The 13,790-nt window shown below is 62.3% G+C and carries 12 protein-coding genes; 6 read left to right on the top strand and 6 right to left on the bottom strand.

Annotation, left to right across the window (positions count from 1 at the left end; genetic code table 11):
* Positions 1-278: 278 nt before the first annotated feature.
* The 3 genes from ACMFWR_RS26810 to ACMFWR_RS26800 form a co-directional block, all read right to left on the bottom strand.
* A complete protein-coding gene (locus ACMFWR_RS26810; protein WP_413195409.1) occupies positions 279-1,223 on the bottom strand; it encodes a dienelactone hydrolase family protein in 945 nt (314 codons plus the stop codon).
* A gap of 253 nt (positions 1,224-1,476) precedes the next feature.
* The gene (locus tag ACMFWR_RS26805; RefSeq protein ID WP_413197360.1) at positions 1,477-1,968 is read right to left on the bottom strand and encodes a cupin domain-containing protein; all 492 of its coding nucleotides are present in this window, start codon (positions 1,966-1,968) and stop codon (positions 1,477-1,479) included.
* A 205-nt stretch (positions 1,969-2,173) separates the two neighbouring features.
* Positions 2,174-2,857: a FadR/GntR family transcriptional regulator gene (locus tag ACMFWR_RS26800; RefSeq protein ID WP_413197359.1), complete on the bottom strand. Its 684-nt coding sequence runs from the start codon at positions 2,855-2,857 to the stop codon at positions 2,174-2,176.
* A 443-nt stretch (positions 2,858-3,300) separates the two neighbouring features.
* Between ACMFWR_RS26800 and ACMFWR_RS26795 the strand changes: the two genes are divergently transcribed.
* From ACMFWR_RS26795 to ACMFWR_RS26770, 6 genes are all read left to right on the top strand, one after another.
* Positions 3,301-4,836, top strand: coding sequence for a sugar ABC transporter ATP-binding protein (locus ACMFWR_RS26795; RefSeq protein ID WP_413195408.1), 1,536 nt, complete (start codon positions 3,301-3,303; stop codon positions 4,834-4,836).
* Positions 4,833-5,849, top strand: a complete 1,017-nt coding sequence (locus ACMFWR_RS26790) for an ABC transporter permease (RefSeq protein WP_413195407.1) — start codon at positions 4,833-4,835, stop codon at positions 5,847-5,849. The genes ACMFWR_RS26795 and ACMFWR_RS26790 overlap by 4 nt, the downstream gene beginning before the upstream one ends.
* A gap of 178 nt (positions 5,850-6,027) precedes the next feature.
* On the top strand, positions 6,028-6,972 hold the full coding sequence (locus tag ACMFWR_RS26785; protein ID WP_413195406.1) for an ABC transporter substrate-binding protein: 945 nt from the start codon (positions 6,028-6,030) through the stop codon (positions 6,970-6,972).
* A 230-nt stretch (positions 6,973-7,202) separates the two neighbouring features.
* On the top strand, positions 7,203-8,213 hold the full coding sequence (locus ACMFWR_RS26780; protein WP_413195405.1) for a zinc-binding alcohol dehydrogenase family protein: 1,011 nt from the start codon (positions 7,203-7,205) through the stop codon (positions 8,211-8,213).
* Positions 8,214-8,274: 61 nt separating this feature from the next.
* Positions 8,275-9,417 carry a mannitol dehydrogenase family protein gene (locus tag ACMFWR_RS26775; RefSeq protein ID WP_413197358.1) on the top strand — a complete coding sequence of 381 codons (1,143 nt, stop codon included), beginning with the start codon at positions 8,275-8,277 and terminating at the stop codon, positions 9,415-9,417.
* Positions 9,414-10,367: a sugar kinase gene (locus ACMFWR_RS26770; RefSeq protein ID WP_413195404.1), complete on the top strand. Its 954-nt coding sequence runs from the start codon at positions 9,414-9,416 to the stop codon at positions 10,365-10,367. Before ACMFWR_RS26775 ends, ACMFWR_RS26770 begins: the two co-directional genes overlap by 4 nt.
* 199 nt (positions 10,368-10,566) lie before the next feature.
* On the opposite strand, the gene ACMFWR_RS26765 is transcribed toward ACMFWR_RS26770, so the two are convergent.
* The 3 genes from ACMFWR_RS26765 to alsC form a co-directional block, all read right to left on the bottom strand.
* Positions 10,567-11,574, bottom strand: coding sequence for a hypothetical protein (locus ACMFWR_RS26765; RefSeq protein ID WP_413195403.1), 1,008 nt, complete (start codon positions 11,572-11,574; stop codon positions 10,567-10,569).
* Between the two features lie 11 nt (positions 11,575-11,585).
* Positions 11,586-12,623 carry a hydroxyacid dehydrogenase gene (locus ACMFWR_RS26760; protein ID WP_413195402.1) on the bottom strand — a complete coding sequence of 346 codons (1,038 nt, stop codon included), beginning with the start codon at positions 12,621-12,623 and terminating at the stop codon, positions 11,586-11,588.
* Between the two features lie 166 nt (positions 12,624-12,789).
* Entirely contained in the window at positions 12,790-13,788 is a 999-nt protein-coding gene (gene alsC, locus ACMFWR_RS26755) for a D-allose ABC transporter permease (protein WP_413195401.1), read from the bottom strand.
* Positions 13,789-13,790: the final 2 nt, after the last annotated feature.

The raw sequence follows: 13,790 nt of genomic DNA, 5'->3' as shown, positions 1-13,790 counted from the left end.
GCATGCTGAGCGATGCGCGTGCGTTTATCGTACAGAAACCGCGCATGCGCGGCGCATACGACGATGCAGCCCGGCATTGTCGCAAATCTTCGGAAAAGGCGTATCGGAACGGCAGAATTGAGGCGAGGACGCTGATAAAAAAAATCCCGCTGCGAGATCAATCGCCGCGGGATTTCGTGTTTTTGGCTTGCGAGGTCAGCTTAGGACGCCAGCTCAGGACGTCAGCTTAGGACATCAGCCTGGGGGAGCGGGGCGATCAAGACTTCGAGGCGCTTCCCTCAACTCCCCGCCACGCCGTTCTGCTTGAACCACGCGAGCATGTGCTGCCAGCCGTCCTTGGCGTCCTTCTCGTTGTAGCTCGGCCGATAGTCGGCGTTGAAACCATGACCCGCATCCTGGTACACGATGATTTGCGACTTCGAATGCACTTTCGCCAGCGCGTCGCGCATCTGCGCGACATGCTCCTGCTTGATGTTCGGGTCTTGTCCGCCGTAAAGGCCGAGCACTGGCACCTTGAGTTCACCCGCGATATCGACCGGGAAACGCGGCGTGTTGTCGGTCGGCTGCCCGACGAGCGGGCCGTACCAGGCGGTCGCGGCCTTCAGGTGCGGATTGTGGGCTGCGTAAAGCCACGTGATGCGTCCGCCCCAGCAGAAGCCGGTAATGGCCATGTGGTTCGCATCGCCGCCGTGTTGCGTCGTCCATGCGGCGGTCGCATCGAGGTCGGACAGCACCTGCGCATCGGGGACCTTGCTGACGACCTTGTCGACCAGCTCCGGAATCGATGTGTATTGACGCGGATCGCCCTGACGGAAATAAAGCTCAGGCGCAACGGCGAAGTACCCGGCCTTTGCCAGGCGGCGGCACAAGTCCTGGATGTGTTCATGCACGCCAAAGATTTCCTGCACGACGAGCACCACCGGCAACGGCTTCGACGCACCCATCGGCTTCGCGTAGTACGCGGGCAGGGCCTGGGTCTTGTTGTCGGGCAGATCGATGCTCGTGGGGCCCGCTTCGAGCCCGGCGTCGCTCGTGTGGATCATGTCGGCCATCACGGGCTGCACGGCAAGCGCAAATCCCGAGGCCATCATCTTTGCGATAAACGAGCGGCGCGAGTCGACGCTACTCGTGCCCGCCGGCGTATCTGCGGCGGATACAGATGTCTGGAGGGAGTCGGACGCCGAATCGGCATCCATCGAGGTAGAACGATCATCAGTGGGCATCGGACACTCCTGAAGGGAATCGTGCCCGCGAGCATAGCGCAAGCGGCGCAACGTTTGATTACGCTCCATAACGAACGACGGGCGGGGTTATTCCAGTTGCTCAGTACGCTGACCGCAACACCCGCCACAAAAGCGCCCTATGCGCCTGCGTGCTTTTGCGCCGATCGCGATGTCGGCGTGCACATCGTCGATCTATGGCGTCGCCCGCCCAGACGCCACTGACGACGCTCCGTCGGCAACAGGATGCGTGCCGCTAACTACGCGGTGCAAGCCGGCGAACGATGTCGGAATGGCCCGGGTATTCGGCAAGCAGAGCATCGACATTCGCGAGTTCGAATTCGCTAAACTCGAACCCCGGCGCCACGGTGCAGCCGACGAACGCGTAGCTCGCCGGGTCGACGCGCTCGGCGGCGAACCACTGTCCCGCTTCGACCACGGCCTGAAAAACCGCATCGTCACGCTCGAGCGCGTTGCCCAGACGATGCGTGACCAGCGAGCCGTCGCGCGTCAGCACGTGCACATCGAGCGCGCCGCCTGCGTAGAAATGCCAGACCTCGTCGGAACGAATGCGATGCCATGCGGAATAGGCGTCGTCGCTGAGCAGGTAGTAGATCGCAGTGGATGCTGAACGCACATCGCCGGTCGCCGCGCGCGACACGCGGTCGCCGGCGCGATAGGTCTCACGGAAATAACCGCCTTCGGGATGCGGTATGAGTTCGAACTGCCCGACCAGGCGATCCCGCATCGTCTGCGGCGACGATGCCTGTGATTGCGCTCGTGACAGGGGCTGCGATGGCGGCTGTGACTGCGGCCCGGAAGCCGGTTGCGAGGATGGCTGTGCTGAGGTGGTGTCTGTCATCGATGTCGGATCCTGTCCCGGTCTGCTACCTTCGTCGCGCGCCGTTCCGATCCGATCAACGTGTCAACCTGGTCACCCCCCGGTCAACCCGCTAACTGCCTTCGATCCAGCGCTCTTCCGAAGCCTTGAGATGCATGCGGATGGCCGATTGTGCGGCAAGCGGATCGCGCTCTTCAAGCGCGCGGTATATCGCCTCGTGCTCCTCGAGTGCGACACCCCAGGTCTGAATCGTCTCCGAATGCCCGCTGAGCGCGGACGAAATCGGACTGTGCCGCTCGTCGAACAATTCGCCCACGAGCCGCGCAAGCACGGAGTTTCCACTCATCTCCGCGATACACAGATGGAAGGCGCGATCGTAATCGAGCGGCGACCGCCCTGCCTTCACCTGCGCGCGCATGGCATCGATCGTCTCGCGGAGCTGCGCGAGCTGCACAGGCGTCGCATGCGCGGCGGCGAGCACGATCACCGAGCCTTCGAGCGCGGCGCGCGCCTGCATGAGTTCTGTCGGACTTTCGCCCATCGCCGCGATCGCCCCTGACGGCCGCTCCGGCACCTTGCACACATACACACCCGATCCCTTGCGGATCTCCACCGCCCCCGCGATCTCGAGCGCGATCAGCGCCTCGCGCAACGACGGCCGCGATACGCCGAGCTGCTGAGCCAGATCACGCTCCGGCGGCAGACGCCCACCCGCCGGAAAGCCACCGGTCTGGATCAGCGAACGGATCTGATCGGCGATGTGCTGGTACAGGCGCTTGGTTTCGACCTGCCTCAGTTGTGTGCTTGCCAAAGGCCTCTCCTCGAATGTGCCTGAGTGTGTACGGGTCGCGCGACGGTCAGGCCAGCGATCTGGTCAGATCACTTTACCCGATTTGGTCGGACCACTTTGTTATCTTTTAGCGGCCTCAGATTATAGACGAGGCGATTTATATTTAAACAAAACCCCGCTTTCATCCTTGTAAACCAAGGGAATACCCGATATTGGCTGTTCATATTCACCCACAACCCACAATCGAATTGCTGATACTGGTCAAATCAATTGGAAAGGTGGCTTGACCAATTTGAAGCTCGCTCCTATGATCGATTCCGTCGGTGCCCTGGCATGCCACGCAACCCGCGTCGCGGGATGTGCCGCAGCAGGAACACCGTGAAGTCCGCATAGAACGGAACGCCGTGTCCGCCGATCAACGATCGGCGGCATCACAGAAGGAGACAGTCTTGCTGGATTCCCCACGCCAGCCCGCGACAGATTCGTCCGAGCTGCTGCGATTGAGCCGTGTGACCAAACGCTTTCCCGGCGTGCTCGCACTCGACGGCGTGAGCTTCGACCTCAGGCGCGGCGAAGTCCATGCCGTCTGCGGCGAAAACGGCGCGGGCAAGTCGACGCTCATGAAAGTCATCAGCGGGCAATACCACCCCGACGAAGGTCAGATCGTCTACAAGGGCCAGGTCCGCGAATTCGCCTCATCCCTCGAAGCGCAAGCCCAGGGGATCGCGATCATTCACCAGGAACTCAACCTGGTGCCGCATCTCTCGGTCGCCGAAAACATCTATCTCGCACGCGAGCCGCGACGCGGGCTGTTCGTCGACCGAGCAAAACTGCGCGCCGACGCACAGCGCTGCCTCGACCGGCTTGGCGTCGATATCCGCCCGGGCACGCTCGTGCGCACCTTGTCGGTCGCACAGCAGCAAATGGTCGAGATCGCGAAGGCACTGTCGCTCGACGCCGAAGTGCTGATCATGGATGAGCCGACCTCGTCGCTTACGGAGTCGGAGACGACGCAGCTCTTCAAGATCATTCACGAACTCAAGCGCGCGGGCGTCGGCATCGTCTATATCTCGCACCGTCTCGACGAAATGGCCGAGATCGTCGATCGCGTGACGGTGATGCGCGATGGCCGCTACATCTCGACCGATGTGTTCCGCGAAACCACCGTCGATGCGGTTGTCGCGCGCATGGTCGGCCGCTCGCTCGAAGACAAGTTTCCGCCCCGCGCATCCACGCCGACTCAAGACGTGCTGCTCAAAGTCGAGAACCTGGCCCGCACCAATGTGTTCGGTCCGGTCAGCTTCGAGCTGCGGCGCGGCGAGATTCTCGGCTTTGCCGGCCTGATGGGCGCGGGCCGCACAGAAGTGGCACGTGCGATCTTCGGCGCCGATCCGCTCGATGACGGCACGGTGACGCTGGGCACCGAACGCCTGTCGATCCGCTCGCCGATCGATGCGATCCGTCACGGCATCGCGTATCTGTCCGAAGACCGCAAGGCGAATGGCCTGTCGGTGAATATGCCGGTCGCAAGCAATGTCACGCTGGCGAATATGGCCGCCGTGTCGAACCGCTTCGGCTTTATTCGTTTCAACGAAGAAGTCACGGTCGCGCAGCGCTATATCGATCGCCTTGGCATTCGCACGCCGAGCACGAAGCAGATCGCACGCAATCTCTCGGGCGGCAATCAGCAGAAGGTCGTCATCAGCAAGTGGCTGTTTCGCGATTCGCGCGTGCTGTTCTTCGACGAGCCCACTCGCGGCATCGACGTCGGCGCGAAATACGCGATCTACGAACTGCTCGATGAACTCGCTTCGCAAGGCATCGGCGTGGTCATGATCAGCTCGGAACTTCCCGAGATTCTCGGCATGACCGATCGCGTCGCCGTATTCCACGAAGGCGAACTCGCCACCATCCTCGATACACGCAAGACGACCCAGGAAGAAATCATGCATTACGCCTCGGGCCGCATAGGAGCCTCGCAATGAATACCGTCGCCCGCGCCCTGCCTTCCGCGGCCAATGAACGCCGCAAGGACCTGATTCAGAAGTTCGCCGCGTTCGGCAGTCTCATCATCCTGACGATCGTCTTTTCGCTGACGAGTGACGCGTTCGCAACCGTTGGCAACGGCATGACCGTTGCATTGCAGGTCACGTCGATCGCCTATCTCGGCGTCGCCGCCACCTGCGTGATCATCACGGGCGGCATCGACTTGTCGGTCGGCTCCGTGCTCGCGCTTGCCGGTGTCTGCGCGGCCCTGGCCGTCAAGGCGGGCATGCCTGTCGCGGTCGGCATGCTGCTCGGTGTGCTGGTTGGCGCGCTCTGCGGCTTCGTCAACGGCCTGTGCGTGACGCGCATGCGCCTGCCCCCTTTTATCGCGACGCTCGGCATGATGCTCGTCGCGCGCGGTCTTGCGCTGCAGATCACGGGTGCACGCCCCGTCTCCGGCCTTGGCGATGCGTTCGGCGTGCTCGGCAACGGCTCGCTGTTCCGCATCGAGAAGATCGGCGCCGACGGCTTTCCCGACGTGACGTTTCCGGGCATCCCGTACCCCGTCGTGCTGATGGTCATCATTGCGATCGCCGTATCGATCATGCTGAGCCGCACGACGCTGGGCCGTCACATCTACGCAGTCGGTTCGAATGCAGAGGCGGCCCGCCTGTCCGGCGTCAACGTCACACGCGTGACGATGTTCACGTACGTGCTGTCGGGCGCGCTCGCCGGCGTCACGGGCTGCGTGCTGATGTCGCGCCTGCTGACCGCACAACCGAATGAAGGCGTCATGTATGAGCTCGATGCCATTGCGAGTGCCGTCATCGGCGGCACGTCGCTGATGGGCGGCGTGGGTTCGATCTCGGGCACGGCCATCGGCGCGTTCGTGATCGGGATCCTGCGCAACGGTCTCAACATGAACGGCGTCTCCGCCTTCATTCAGCAAATCATCATCGGGCTGGTCATTCTGGGCACTGTCTGGATCGATCAGATGCGTAATCGCCGGTGAAAACCATCGGTTTGGCGACATGCGTATCGAACTCACCTACCGATGTATCGCGTGAATTCGACAACGCGAACGTTGCGCCAGCGCGTGTTCCTGCACCCAGGAGTGCGCGCCGGTGACACGTGTTTGTCCAAACCGAGAAGTCCATGCAAGACCACATCCACCCGGAGGAGTAGAGACAATGCGTAAATTCAATCTGACTGTTCTCGCTGCATCGCTCGCGCTGGCTGCAGGCGCCGCACACGCAGCAGGCGGCGAAATCGCCGTGATCGTCAAGACCTCGAGCTCGAACTACTGGCAAAACGTCCAGAAGGGCGCGACCGCCGAAATCGGCGAACTCAAGGGCTACACGATGACGTTCCAGGGACCGGCCACGGAATCGGCAATCGCCGACGAAGTGAACATGGTCGAAAACGCGGTCAATCGCCACGTCGCCGGCATCGTGCTCGCGCCGTCGGACCCCGACGCGCTCGTGCCGGCCGTCAAGAAGGCCTGGGAAGCGCATATCCCCGTTGTGATCGTCGACTCGGCGCTCGCCGACTCGGGCAAGCAGTACTACCAGTCGTTCCTGTCGACGGACAACAAGAAGGCCGGTGAGCTTTGCGCGCAGGCGCTGATCGCCAAGGTCGGCACGACGGGCAAGGTCGCCGTGATGTCGTACGTCGCGGGCGCAGGCTCGGAAGTCGGTCGTGTCGGCGGCTTCAAGGACTACCTCGCTGCGCACTCGAAGCTGCAGATCGTCGGCCCGTTCTACTCGAACTCGCAGATGGCCACGGCGTTGAACCAGACGACGGACGTGCTCACGTCGAACCCGGACCTCAAGGGCATCTTTGGCGCGAACGAGCCGACCGCTGTCGGCATGGGCCGTGCGCTCGCGCAATCGGGCAAGGCAGGCAAGGTGATCGCAGTCGGCTTTGACGGCAACGCCGACCTTCAGGGCTTCGTCAAGGACGGCACGCTCGATGCGACCGCTGTGCAAGGTTCGTATCAGATGGGCTACCTCGGCGTGAAGACCGTGGCGAGCATCATCGAGAAGAAGCCGGTGCAGAAGAACCTCGACACCGGTGTCGTGCTCGTGACGAAGGACAACATCGACAAGCCCGAAGCGAAGAACGTGCTGTACTGATCTTTGGACAAGGCTGAAGCGAAGTTGCGGTATTGCAGTTGCTGTACCGAAGTTGCTGTACCGACGTTGCCGGATTGAAGCCGCAGTATGGAAGCGGCTTCATGCAGGATCACGCAGCCCGCCGTAACGTGGCGGGCTGCGGTGAACAATCGCTGGTGGTCATACCTCGATTTACGAACTATTCTTGATCCGTTGCGCGACACTGCGCGGCGACAACCGCAGGAACTCCCATGCTGACGGTCATTTGCGAAACCCCGGGCACGCTGCTCGCGCTCGAACGAAGCCGCCCTGTGCGCGGCGACAATGAAGTGCTGCTGCGCGTAAGGCGTGTCGGTGTCTGTGGGACCGATCTCCATATCTTTACCGGCAATCAGCCGTTTCTCGCCTACCCGCGCGTGATGGGTCACGAGTTGTCGGGTGTGATCGAAGAAGCGCCGGAAGGCAGCCATCTGAAAGCTGGCGACAATGTCTACGTGATGCCTTACCTGTCATGCGGCAAATGTATTGCGTGCCGGCGCGGCAAGACCAATTGCTGCGTGAATATCCAGGTGCTCGGCGTTCATCGCGACGGCGCATTTACCGAATACCTGACGCTCCCCGAGCAGTTCGTTCACAAGGCCGACGGCATTACGCTCGATCAGGCCGCGATGGTCGAATTCCTCGCGATTGGCGCACATGCCGTGCGACGTAGCGAAATCGGCGGGGGAGAACGCGTGCTGGTCGTCGGCACGGGCCCGATCGGCATGGCCGCCATTACGTTTGCCAAGCTGCGCGGTGCAAATGTGACAGCGCTCGATACACGCGCGGACCGGCTCGCATTCTGCCGCGAGCATCTCAATGTCGACGCCGCGGTGCAGATCGGCGAAAACGACAAGGCGCAGTTGTCGGCGCTGACCGACGGCGAATTCTTCGATGTCGTGTTCGATGCGACGGGCAATCCGAAAGCCATGGAACGCGGCTTCGAGTTCATCGCGCATGGCGGCAAATACGTACTCGTGTCGGTCGTGCGCGATACGATCACGTTTTCCGACCCGGAATTCCACAAGCGCGAAGCCACGCTGCTCGGTAGCCGCAATGCGACCGCCGAGGACTTCGACACGGTCGTCAAAGCCATGCGCGCGGGCCAGATCCCGGACAAGGCACTCAATACGCACCGTCTTGCGCTCGCTGACGTGCCGAACGGATTCTCGACGTTGCTCGATCCGTCGGCCGGCGTGGTCAAGGCGATTGTCGAGTGCTAAGCGCGTCTTAAGACAGAGCGATGACTTCATGACTTCAGTGAACCCCCACGCGGCAACCGCGCTGACGCAACCGATCCTTCAATTCGGCACGAGCCGCTTTCTGCAGGCGCACGTCGACCTCTTCGTGTCGGAAGCCCTCGAGCGCGGCGACGCGGACGCGATCGGCGGCATCGCCGTCGTGCAGACCACCGACAATCCGGATAGCGCGGCGCGCGTCGCGGCGCTGTCGGGTGGTGACGGCTATCCGGTGCGGATTCGCGGCATCCAGGGCGGGGCAGTCATCGATACGACGCTGCAGTGCCGCGCCATTCGCGAAGCCGCTCAAGCGACGCGTGACTGGCCACGCGTGCGCGATGCAATGTGCGGCCCGGTACGTATCGTCGTATCGAACACCGCGGATCGCGGCTATCTGCTCGATGAGCGTGATGACGCCAGCGTTGTCGAATCGCAGGACAAGGTGCCGCACAGTTTTCCGGCGAAGCTGCTCGTATTGCTTCACGCGCGGTGGCAACGGATTCCCGATGTGCCGCTGTCGATTTTTCCGTGCGAGCTCGTTGAAAAGAACGGCGACACGTTGCGTGCCATCGTGGCCGATCTCGCGCGTCAGTGGCAGCTGCCCGACGCGTTCGTCGACTACGTGAATACGCATTGCGTGTGGGTCAACTCGCTAGTCGACCGGATCGTTCCCGAACCGCTGCACCCCGCAGGCGCGATTGCCGAGCCTTACGCGTTGTGGGCCGTCGAGCGCAAGCCGGGTATGTTGATGCCGTGCTCGCACGAGTCGATTGTTTTGACCGATGACGCAGATCACTACGAACGGCTCAAGCTGTTCCTGCTCAACCTCGGACATACGTACCTCGCCGAGCGCTGGCTGCGCGATGCTCGCGCACCTGAAGAGACGGTGCTCGATGCGATGAACGACAAGGACTTGCGCGCGGAACTCGAGGCACTCTGGCGCGATGAAGTCATTCCGGTCTTCGACGCGCTCGGCAAGCACGACGATGCGCTTGCGTACCTTGCAACGCTGCGCGAACGGTTTATGAACCCGCTGCTGGTGCATCGTCTCTCGGATATCGCACGCAACCATGAGGCGAAGAAGACGCGGCGATTTGCACCTGTCGTCGAGCTTGCAGCATCGCTTGGGCTCGCGATCGGGCAATCGCGACTCAAAGCAGCGCTGGCTGGAAGCACAGTCGCTCCATGAGTTCCGCACTGGATGTCGTGACCTGCGGCGAAGCCATGGCGCTGTTCGCCGCGCGCGAGACGGGTACGCTTGAAGCCTGCTCCCAATACGAGCGCATGACCGCCGGTGCGGAACTCAACGTCGCCATCGGGCTCGCGCGACTTGGACATCGCGTTGGTTATCTGAGCCGCGTGGGCAACGACGCACTCGGTCGCTTTCTGCTCGATGCACTCGATCGCGAATCGATCGACCGCTCACACGTCACGGTCGATGCGGCGTTTCCGACCGGGCTGATGTTCAAGACGCGCAACGACGACGGCAGCGATCCGCAGATCGAATACTTCCGCCGAGGTTCGGCGGCCAGCCGTCTGAGCGTGGTGGATTTCGATGCGGCGTGGTGCCTGGGCGCCAGGCATCTGCATCTGACGGGCATCAGCCCGGCGATTTCCGACAGTGCGCGCGAACTCACGATGCGGCTCGCCCGCGAGGCTCGAGCAGCAGGCAAGACGGTGTCGTTCGATCCGAACCTGCGATTGCGCCTCTGGCCCTCAAAGGCCGAGATGATCGACACACTGCATGCGATTGCTGCGTCGAGCGATATCGTGTTGCCAGGGCTCAGCGAGGGGCAGTTGCTGACGGGACGATCGACACCCGAAGACATCGCGGCGTTCTATCTCGATCTCGGGGCGAAGATCGTCGTCGTCAAACTGGGGGCAACGGGTGCGTACTACGCGACGAGATGGGAAAGCGGGCTCGTGGAAGCTATCCCCGTCGCACAGGTCGTCGATACGGTCGGCGCGGGTGACGGCTTTGCGGTCGGCATCATCAGCGGGCTGCTGGACGGGCTGCCGATTGCGCTCGCCGTCGAGAGAGCGTGTGCGATCGGCGCGCGCGTCGTGCAGTATGTCGGCGACTGTGAGGGCTTACCCACACGCGAACAACTCGAGACGATGCTATTGCGACACGTGTGAGGGTTTCGGTGCGGCGAAACAGGGGGTGTTTTTCGGCGCACTTCCCTGTTCCATCTCACCTTCGACCCACCTTGCGCCTGGCCGCCCGAATCAGCGCCTTTTCACTGCCGTTTCAGCGCCTTTTCAGTGCCTTTTCAGTGCCTTTTCAGCGCCGTTTCAGTGCCGTGTCAGTGACGTCTCAGTGCCTGTTCCGCACTGCCTATTCGACCCACTCGTTGATCAAATACTCGACGCTCTGCTCCGCCTTCAGGCGGGCGAGCGGCGCATGGGTTTCGACCTCGAAATAGGGCAGGGTTGGCGCGTTGAACACTTCAATCGCGGTGCCGTGCGCGTACTCCGCACCCGCTGTGACAGCCGATTCGCGCCGATACCGGCGAGCCTTGCCACTCGCACCTGAAGCTGAATCATTGCCCGCGCCTGGTGATGCCGGCCACGTTACGCACACCTCGCCGGTCGCATGCGCGATACCCAGTTTGAATTCCACCGCACGATCGCATTCGACCCGAAGCGCTGCGCCGTGCAGCTGCACGATATCGGTGTCACACAGGTCCGCGATGGGACCTTTGCCGGCAATCTGCGCAACGACATCATGTAAGGCGTACCCCGTTGAATCGACCGCTACATCCACGCGTGCAGGTCGATTGAGCATCAAAACCTCCCAGATCCCGCACTCGCGCGCGATCGATCCGCGATTGGTGAGCCGATGCAGGGTACTCCAGCGAGAAGTGCCCGCATCGAGCGTAATGCGCCTGAAGATCTGCAGGCCGCTTTGTTCGCAAATGGGGCTCTCGAGTTCGATGCCCATCGAACGTTCATCGCTCCATGTCTTGAGCACTTTGTACGCGCCGCTATCCAGATCGCGATGCGGCACGCCGTCGGGCCAGCGCGATTCCGGCGCGACCCACGTCTTGCCGCCGCCCCATAGCGGGAACGCCCATTCGCCACAGAGGTCGGCCCATGCATCCGGATCGTCGCCTGGCATCCGCCCGGCCAGCGATGCATTGACAAAACTCAGTTCCTCACCGCGATACCGGATGCCCATCAGGCGACCACCGATCGCCGGCACCACAAACAACTCGAGATCCCCATCGCGCAGCGACACGGCCGGCCAGTCGAGGTAATGCGTCCATTCGAGCGCGCGTGTCACAGGCGACTCCGGTTCGATCTGAGACGGTACATCCGAGAAGTGCGCAATATCTTCGAGCATGCTCGACGCCCCTAGCTCTTGGAGACGGGCTTGCTGCGAAAGCGCGCCACGGTCTCGGGTTGCGCGACCTTGCACATGGCGGGCGGCAATCCTCTCGCAATGAGTTCGGCATCGGCCACCGTGCGTTTGCCGATCTCCCGCAACGCGCGCTCGAGCGCACCCGCCTGATGCGGCGAGAGCAACATGCCGTCGATATCGCGCGCACGGAAATCGGCCGGCACGGGCTCATCGGGAAACACATCCGTTGCAACTCGAATGCGACCCTTTGCGGCGAAATCCATCATTGCTTCGAAGTCGACTACCCCGGCGCGGCTCACCAATACGAGTGCGGCGCCCTCACGCATCATCGAGAACTCGTCGGCGCCCAGAAAGCCCTGATTCTCCGAGGTCACGCCGGCCACGACGAACACGACCTGCGACTCTCGCAACACCGTCTCGAGCGACGCCGGCTCGCACCCGATCGACTCGAGCCACATCGGTGGCAGCCACGGATCGTAAGCGCGCACTCGCATGCCGAACGGCGCGAGCAAGGGCACGATGGCGCGACCAAGGTCACCCATGCCGATAAAACCAACGTTCTGCCGATACAGCGTGAAGGCGTCGTGATTCGCGTCGAGACCGTATTTCTCGGTGCGCTGACGGAAGTAGCGGTCCGAGCGGCTGATGCCGCGTGCGAGATCGATTGCCATGCCGAGCGCCACTTCAGCGACGGGCTCGGCAAACACCGGACTCACATTGAGCACGCGCACGCCGTTGCGAAAGCACACCGGGTAGTCGATGTTCGGCAGGAAATTGCCCTCGACATTGATGATCGCGCGCAGATGCGTTGCGCGCTCGAGGCGCTCGGCCGGCATATCGAACTGGCCGATCATGATGTCGGCGTGAGCATTCGCTTCGAATATCGCGTCGGTCACCGGCCCGCCTTCATGGATCGTCAGCGTGCCGAGCGCACGAAGCCGTGCCAGATCGCTGTCATCGAAGATGTCGGCGACCGCGCGTGGCGCAGGTGCGAGAAAGATATGGCGCGGCGGTTGAGCGGATGCGGTCATGAATGCTCCAGTTATTTGTTGTCGTGTGTGTTGTAGGGTCGACGGCGACACGCGAGCAAGCGCGCTATCGCCTGCCGACGCGCCTCGGCGCCGGCATCCGGCGACACCAGGCGATGGCAGGCGCCACCGCTTGATGCCGCGTGGCGCTGTCCGTCCGACCGTCGCCTTAGCGCGTCTTTCGCGTGAACAGCTTGTCGATCGTCACCGCGATGATGATCAGCGCGCCCATGACAATCTGCTGGTAGTACGACTGAACATTCATGATGTTCAGGATATTGCTGATGACGCCGATGATGAGGCCACCGATCACGACGCCCGTGACGCGGCCGCGGCCGCCGAAGAAACTGGTGCCGCCGATAATGGCCGAGGCGATTGCAAACGTTTCGAAGCCCACGCCGGCGTTCGGCTCTGCTGCGGCCGTGCGTGCCGTCGTCACAACACCGGCGATGCCTGCGCATGCACCGGAAATAATGAACACGACGAGCGTGTGCAGCTTGACGCTGATGCCCGAATAGAACGCGGCCTGAGCGTTGCCGCCAAGCGCGTAGATATTGCGGCCGAGCTTCGTGTATTGGGTGAGGAAATACAGGATTCCCGCGACGACGACCGCTATCAGGATCGGGATCGGAATACCGACGATGCGTCCGGCGATGACGTCGGTGAACGCGCGATCGAAACCAAACACGGACCGCGCGTCGGAAATGATCAGCGTCACGCCGCGATAAATCGCCGCCATACCGAGCGTGATGATGAACGGGTGCAGTTGCGTCAGGTTGACCAGCATGCCGTTGATCGCTCCGAGCACGATGCCGCACAGCAAGCCACCGATCAGGATCGCGACCCAGAACGGGACGCCCGCCATCATCATCTTGGCGGTGATCATGCCCGTGAGTGCAAGCATGGAGCCGACCGAGAGATCGATACCCGCGATCAGGATCGTAAAAAACTCACCGCACGCGAGCAGCACCATCACCGAGCTTTGCAGCAGCACCTGGAGCAGGTTTTCGCGGGTCAGGAAGTATTCGGGCGATACCGCGCTCGAGATCGCGAACAGCAGGATCAGGATCCCGAACGTTCCATAGGTTTGCCAGAGGGCGCTGAAGTCCCGGCCGCGCGTCGCGCCACGAGGACCGGGCGCAGGGCTTTGCGAATTCGACTGGGTCATGG

This window comes from Pararobbsia alpina, from assembly GCF_965118125.1.
GTDB classification, from domain to species: Bacteria; Pseudomonadota; Gammaproteobacteria; order Burkholderiales; family Burkholderiaceae; genus Pararobbsia; species Pararobbsia alpina_A.
This window is presented reverse-complemented; position numbering and strand designations above follow the sequence as displayed.

Bases quoted from the DNA above. Each gene is read 5' to 3' on its own strand.
- ACMFWR_RS26810 (WP_413195409.1), bottom strand. From the start codon at position 1,223: ATGCCCACTGATGATCGTTCTACCTCGATGGATGCCGATTCGGCGTCC.
- ACMFWR_RS26805 (WP_413197360.1), bottom strand. From the start codon at position 1,968: ATGCGGGATCGCCTGGTCGGGCAGTTCGAACTCATACCGCATCCCGAA.
- ACMFWR_RS26790 (WP_413195407.1), top strand. From the start codon at position 4,833: ATGAATACCGTCGCCCGCGCCCTGCCTTCCGCGGCCAATGAACGCCGC.
- ACMFWR_RS26785 (WP_413195406.1), top strand. From the start codon at position 6,028: ATGCGTAAATTCAATCTGACTGTTCTCGCTGCATCGCTCGCGCTGGCT.
- ACMFWR_RS26780 (WP_413195405.1), top strand. From the start codon at position 7,203: ATGCTGACGGTCATTTGCGAAACCCCGGGCACGCTGCTCGCGCTCGAA.
- ACMFWR_RS26770 (WP_413195404.1), top strand. From the start codon at position 9,414: ATGAGTTCCGCACTGGATGTCGTGACCTGCGGCGAAGCCATGGCGCTG.
- ACMFWR_RS26765 (WP_413195403.1), bottom strand. From the start codon at position 11,574: ATGCTCGAAGATATTGCGCACTTCTCGGATGTACCGTCTCAGATCGAA.
- ACMFWR_RS26760 (WP_413195402.1), bottom strand. From the start codon at position 12,623: ATGACCGCATCCGCTCAACCGCCGCGCCATATCTTTCTCGCACCTGCG.
- alsC (WP_413195401.1), bottom strand. From the start codon at position 13,788: ATGACCCAGTCGAATTCGCAAAGCCCTGCGCCCGGTCCTCGTGGCGCG.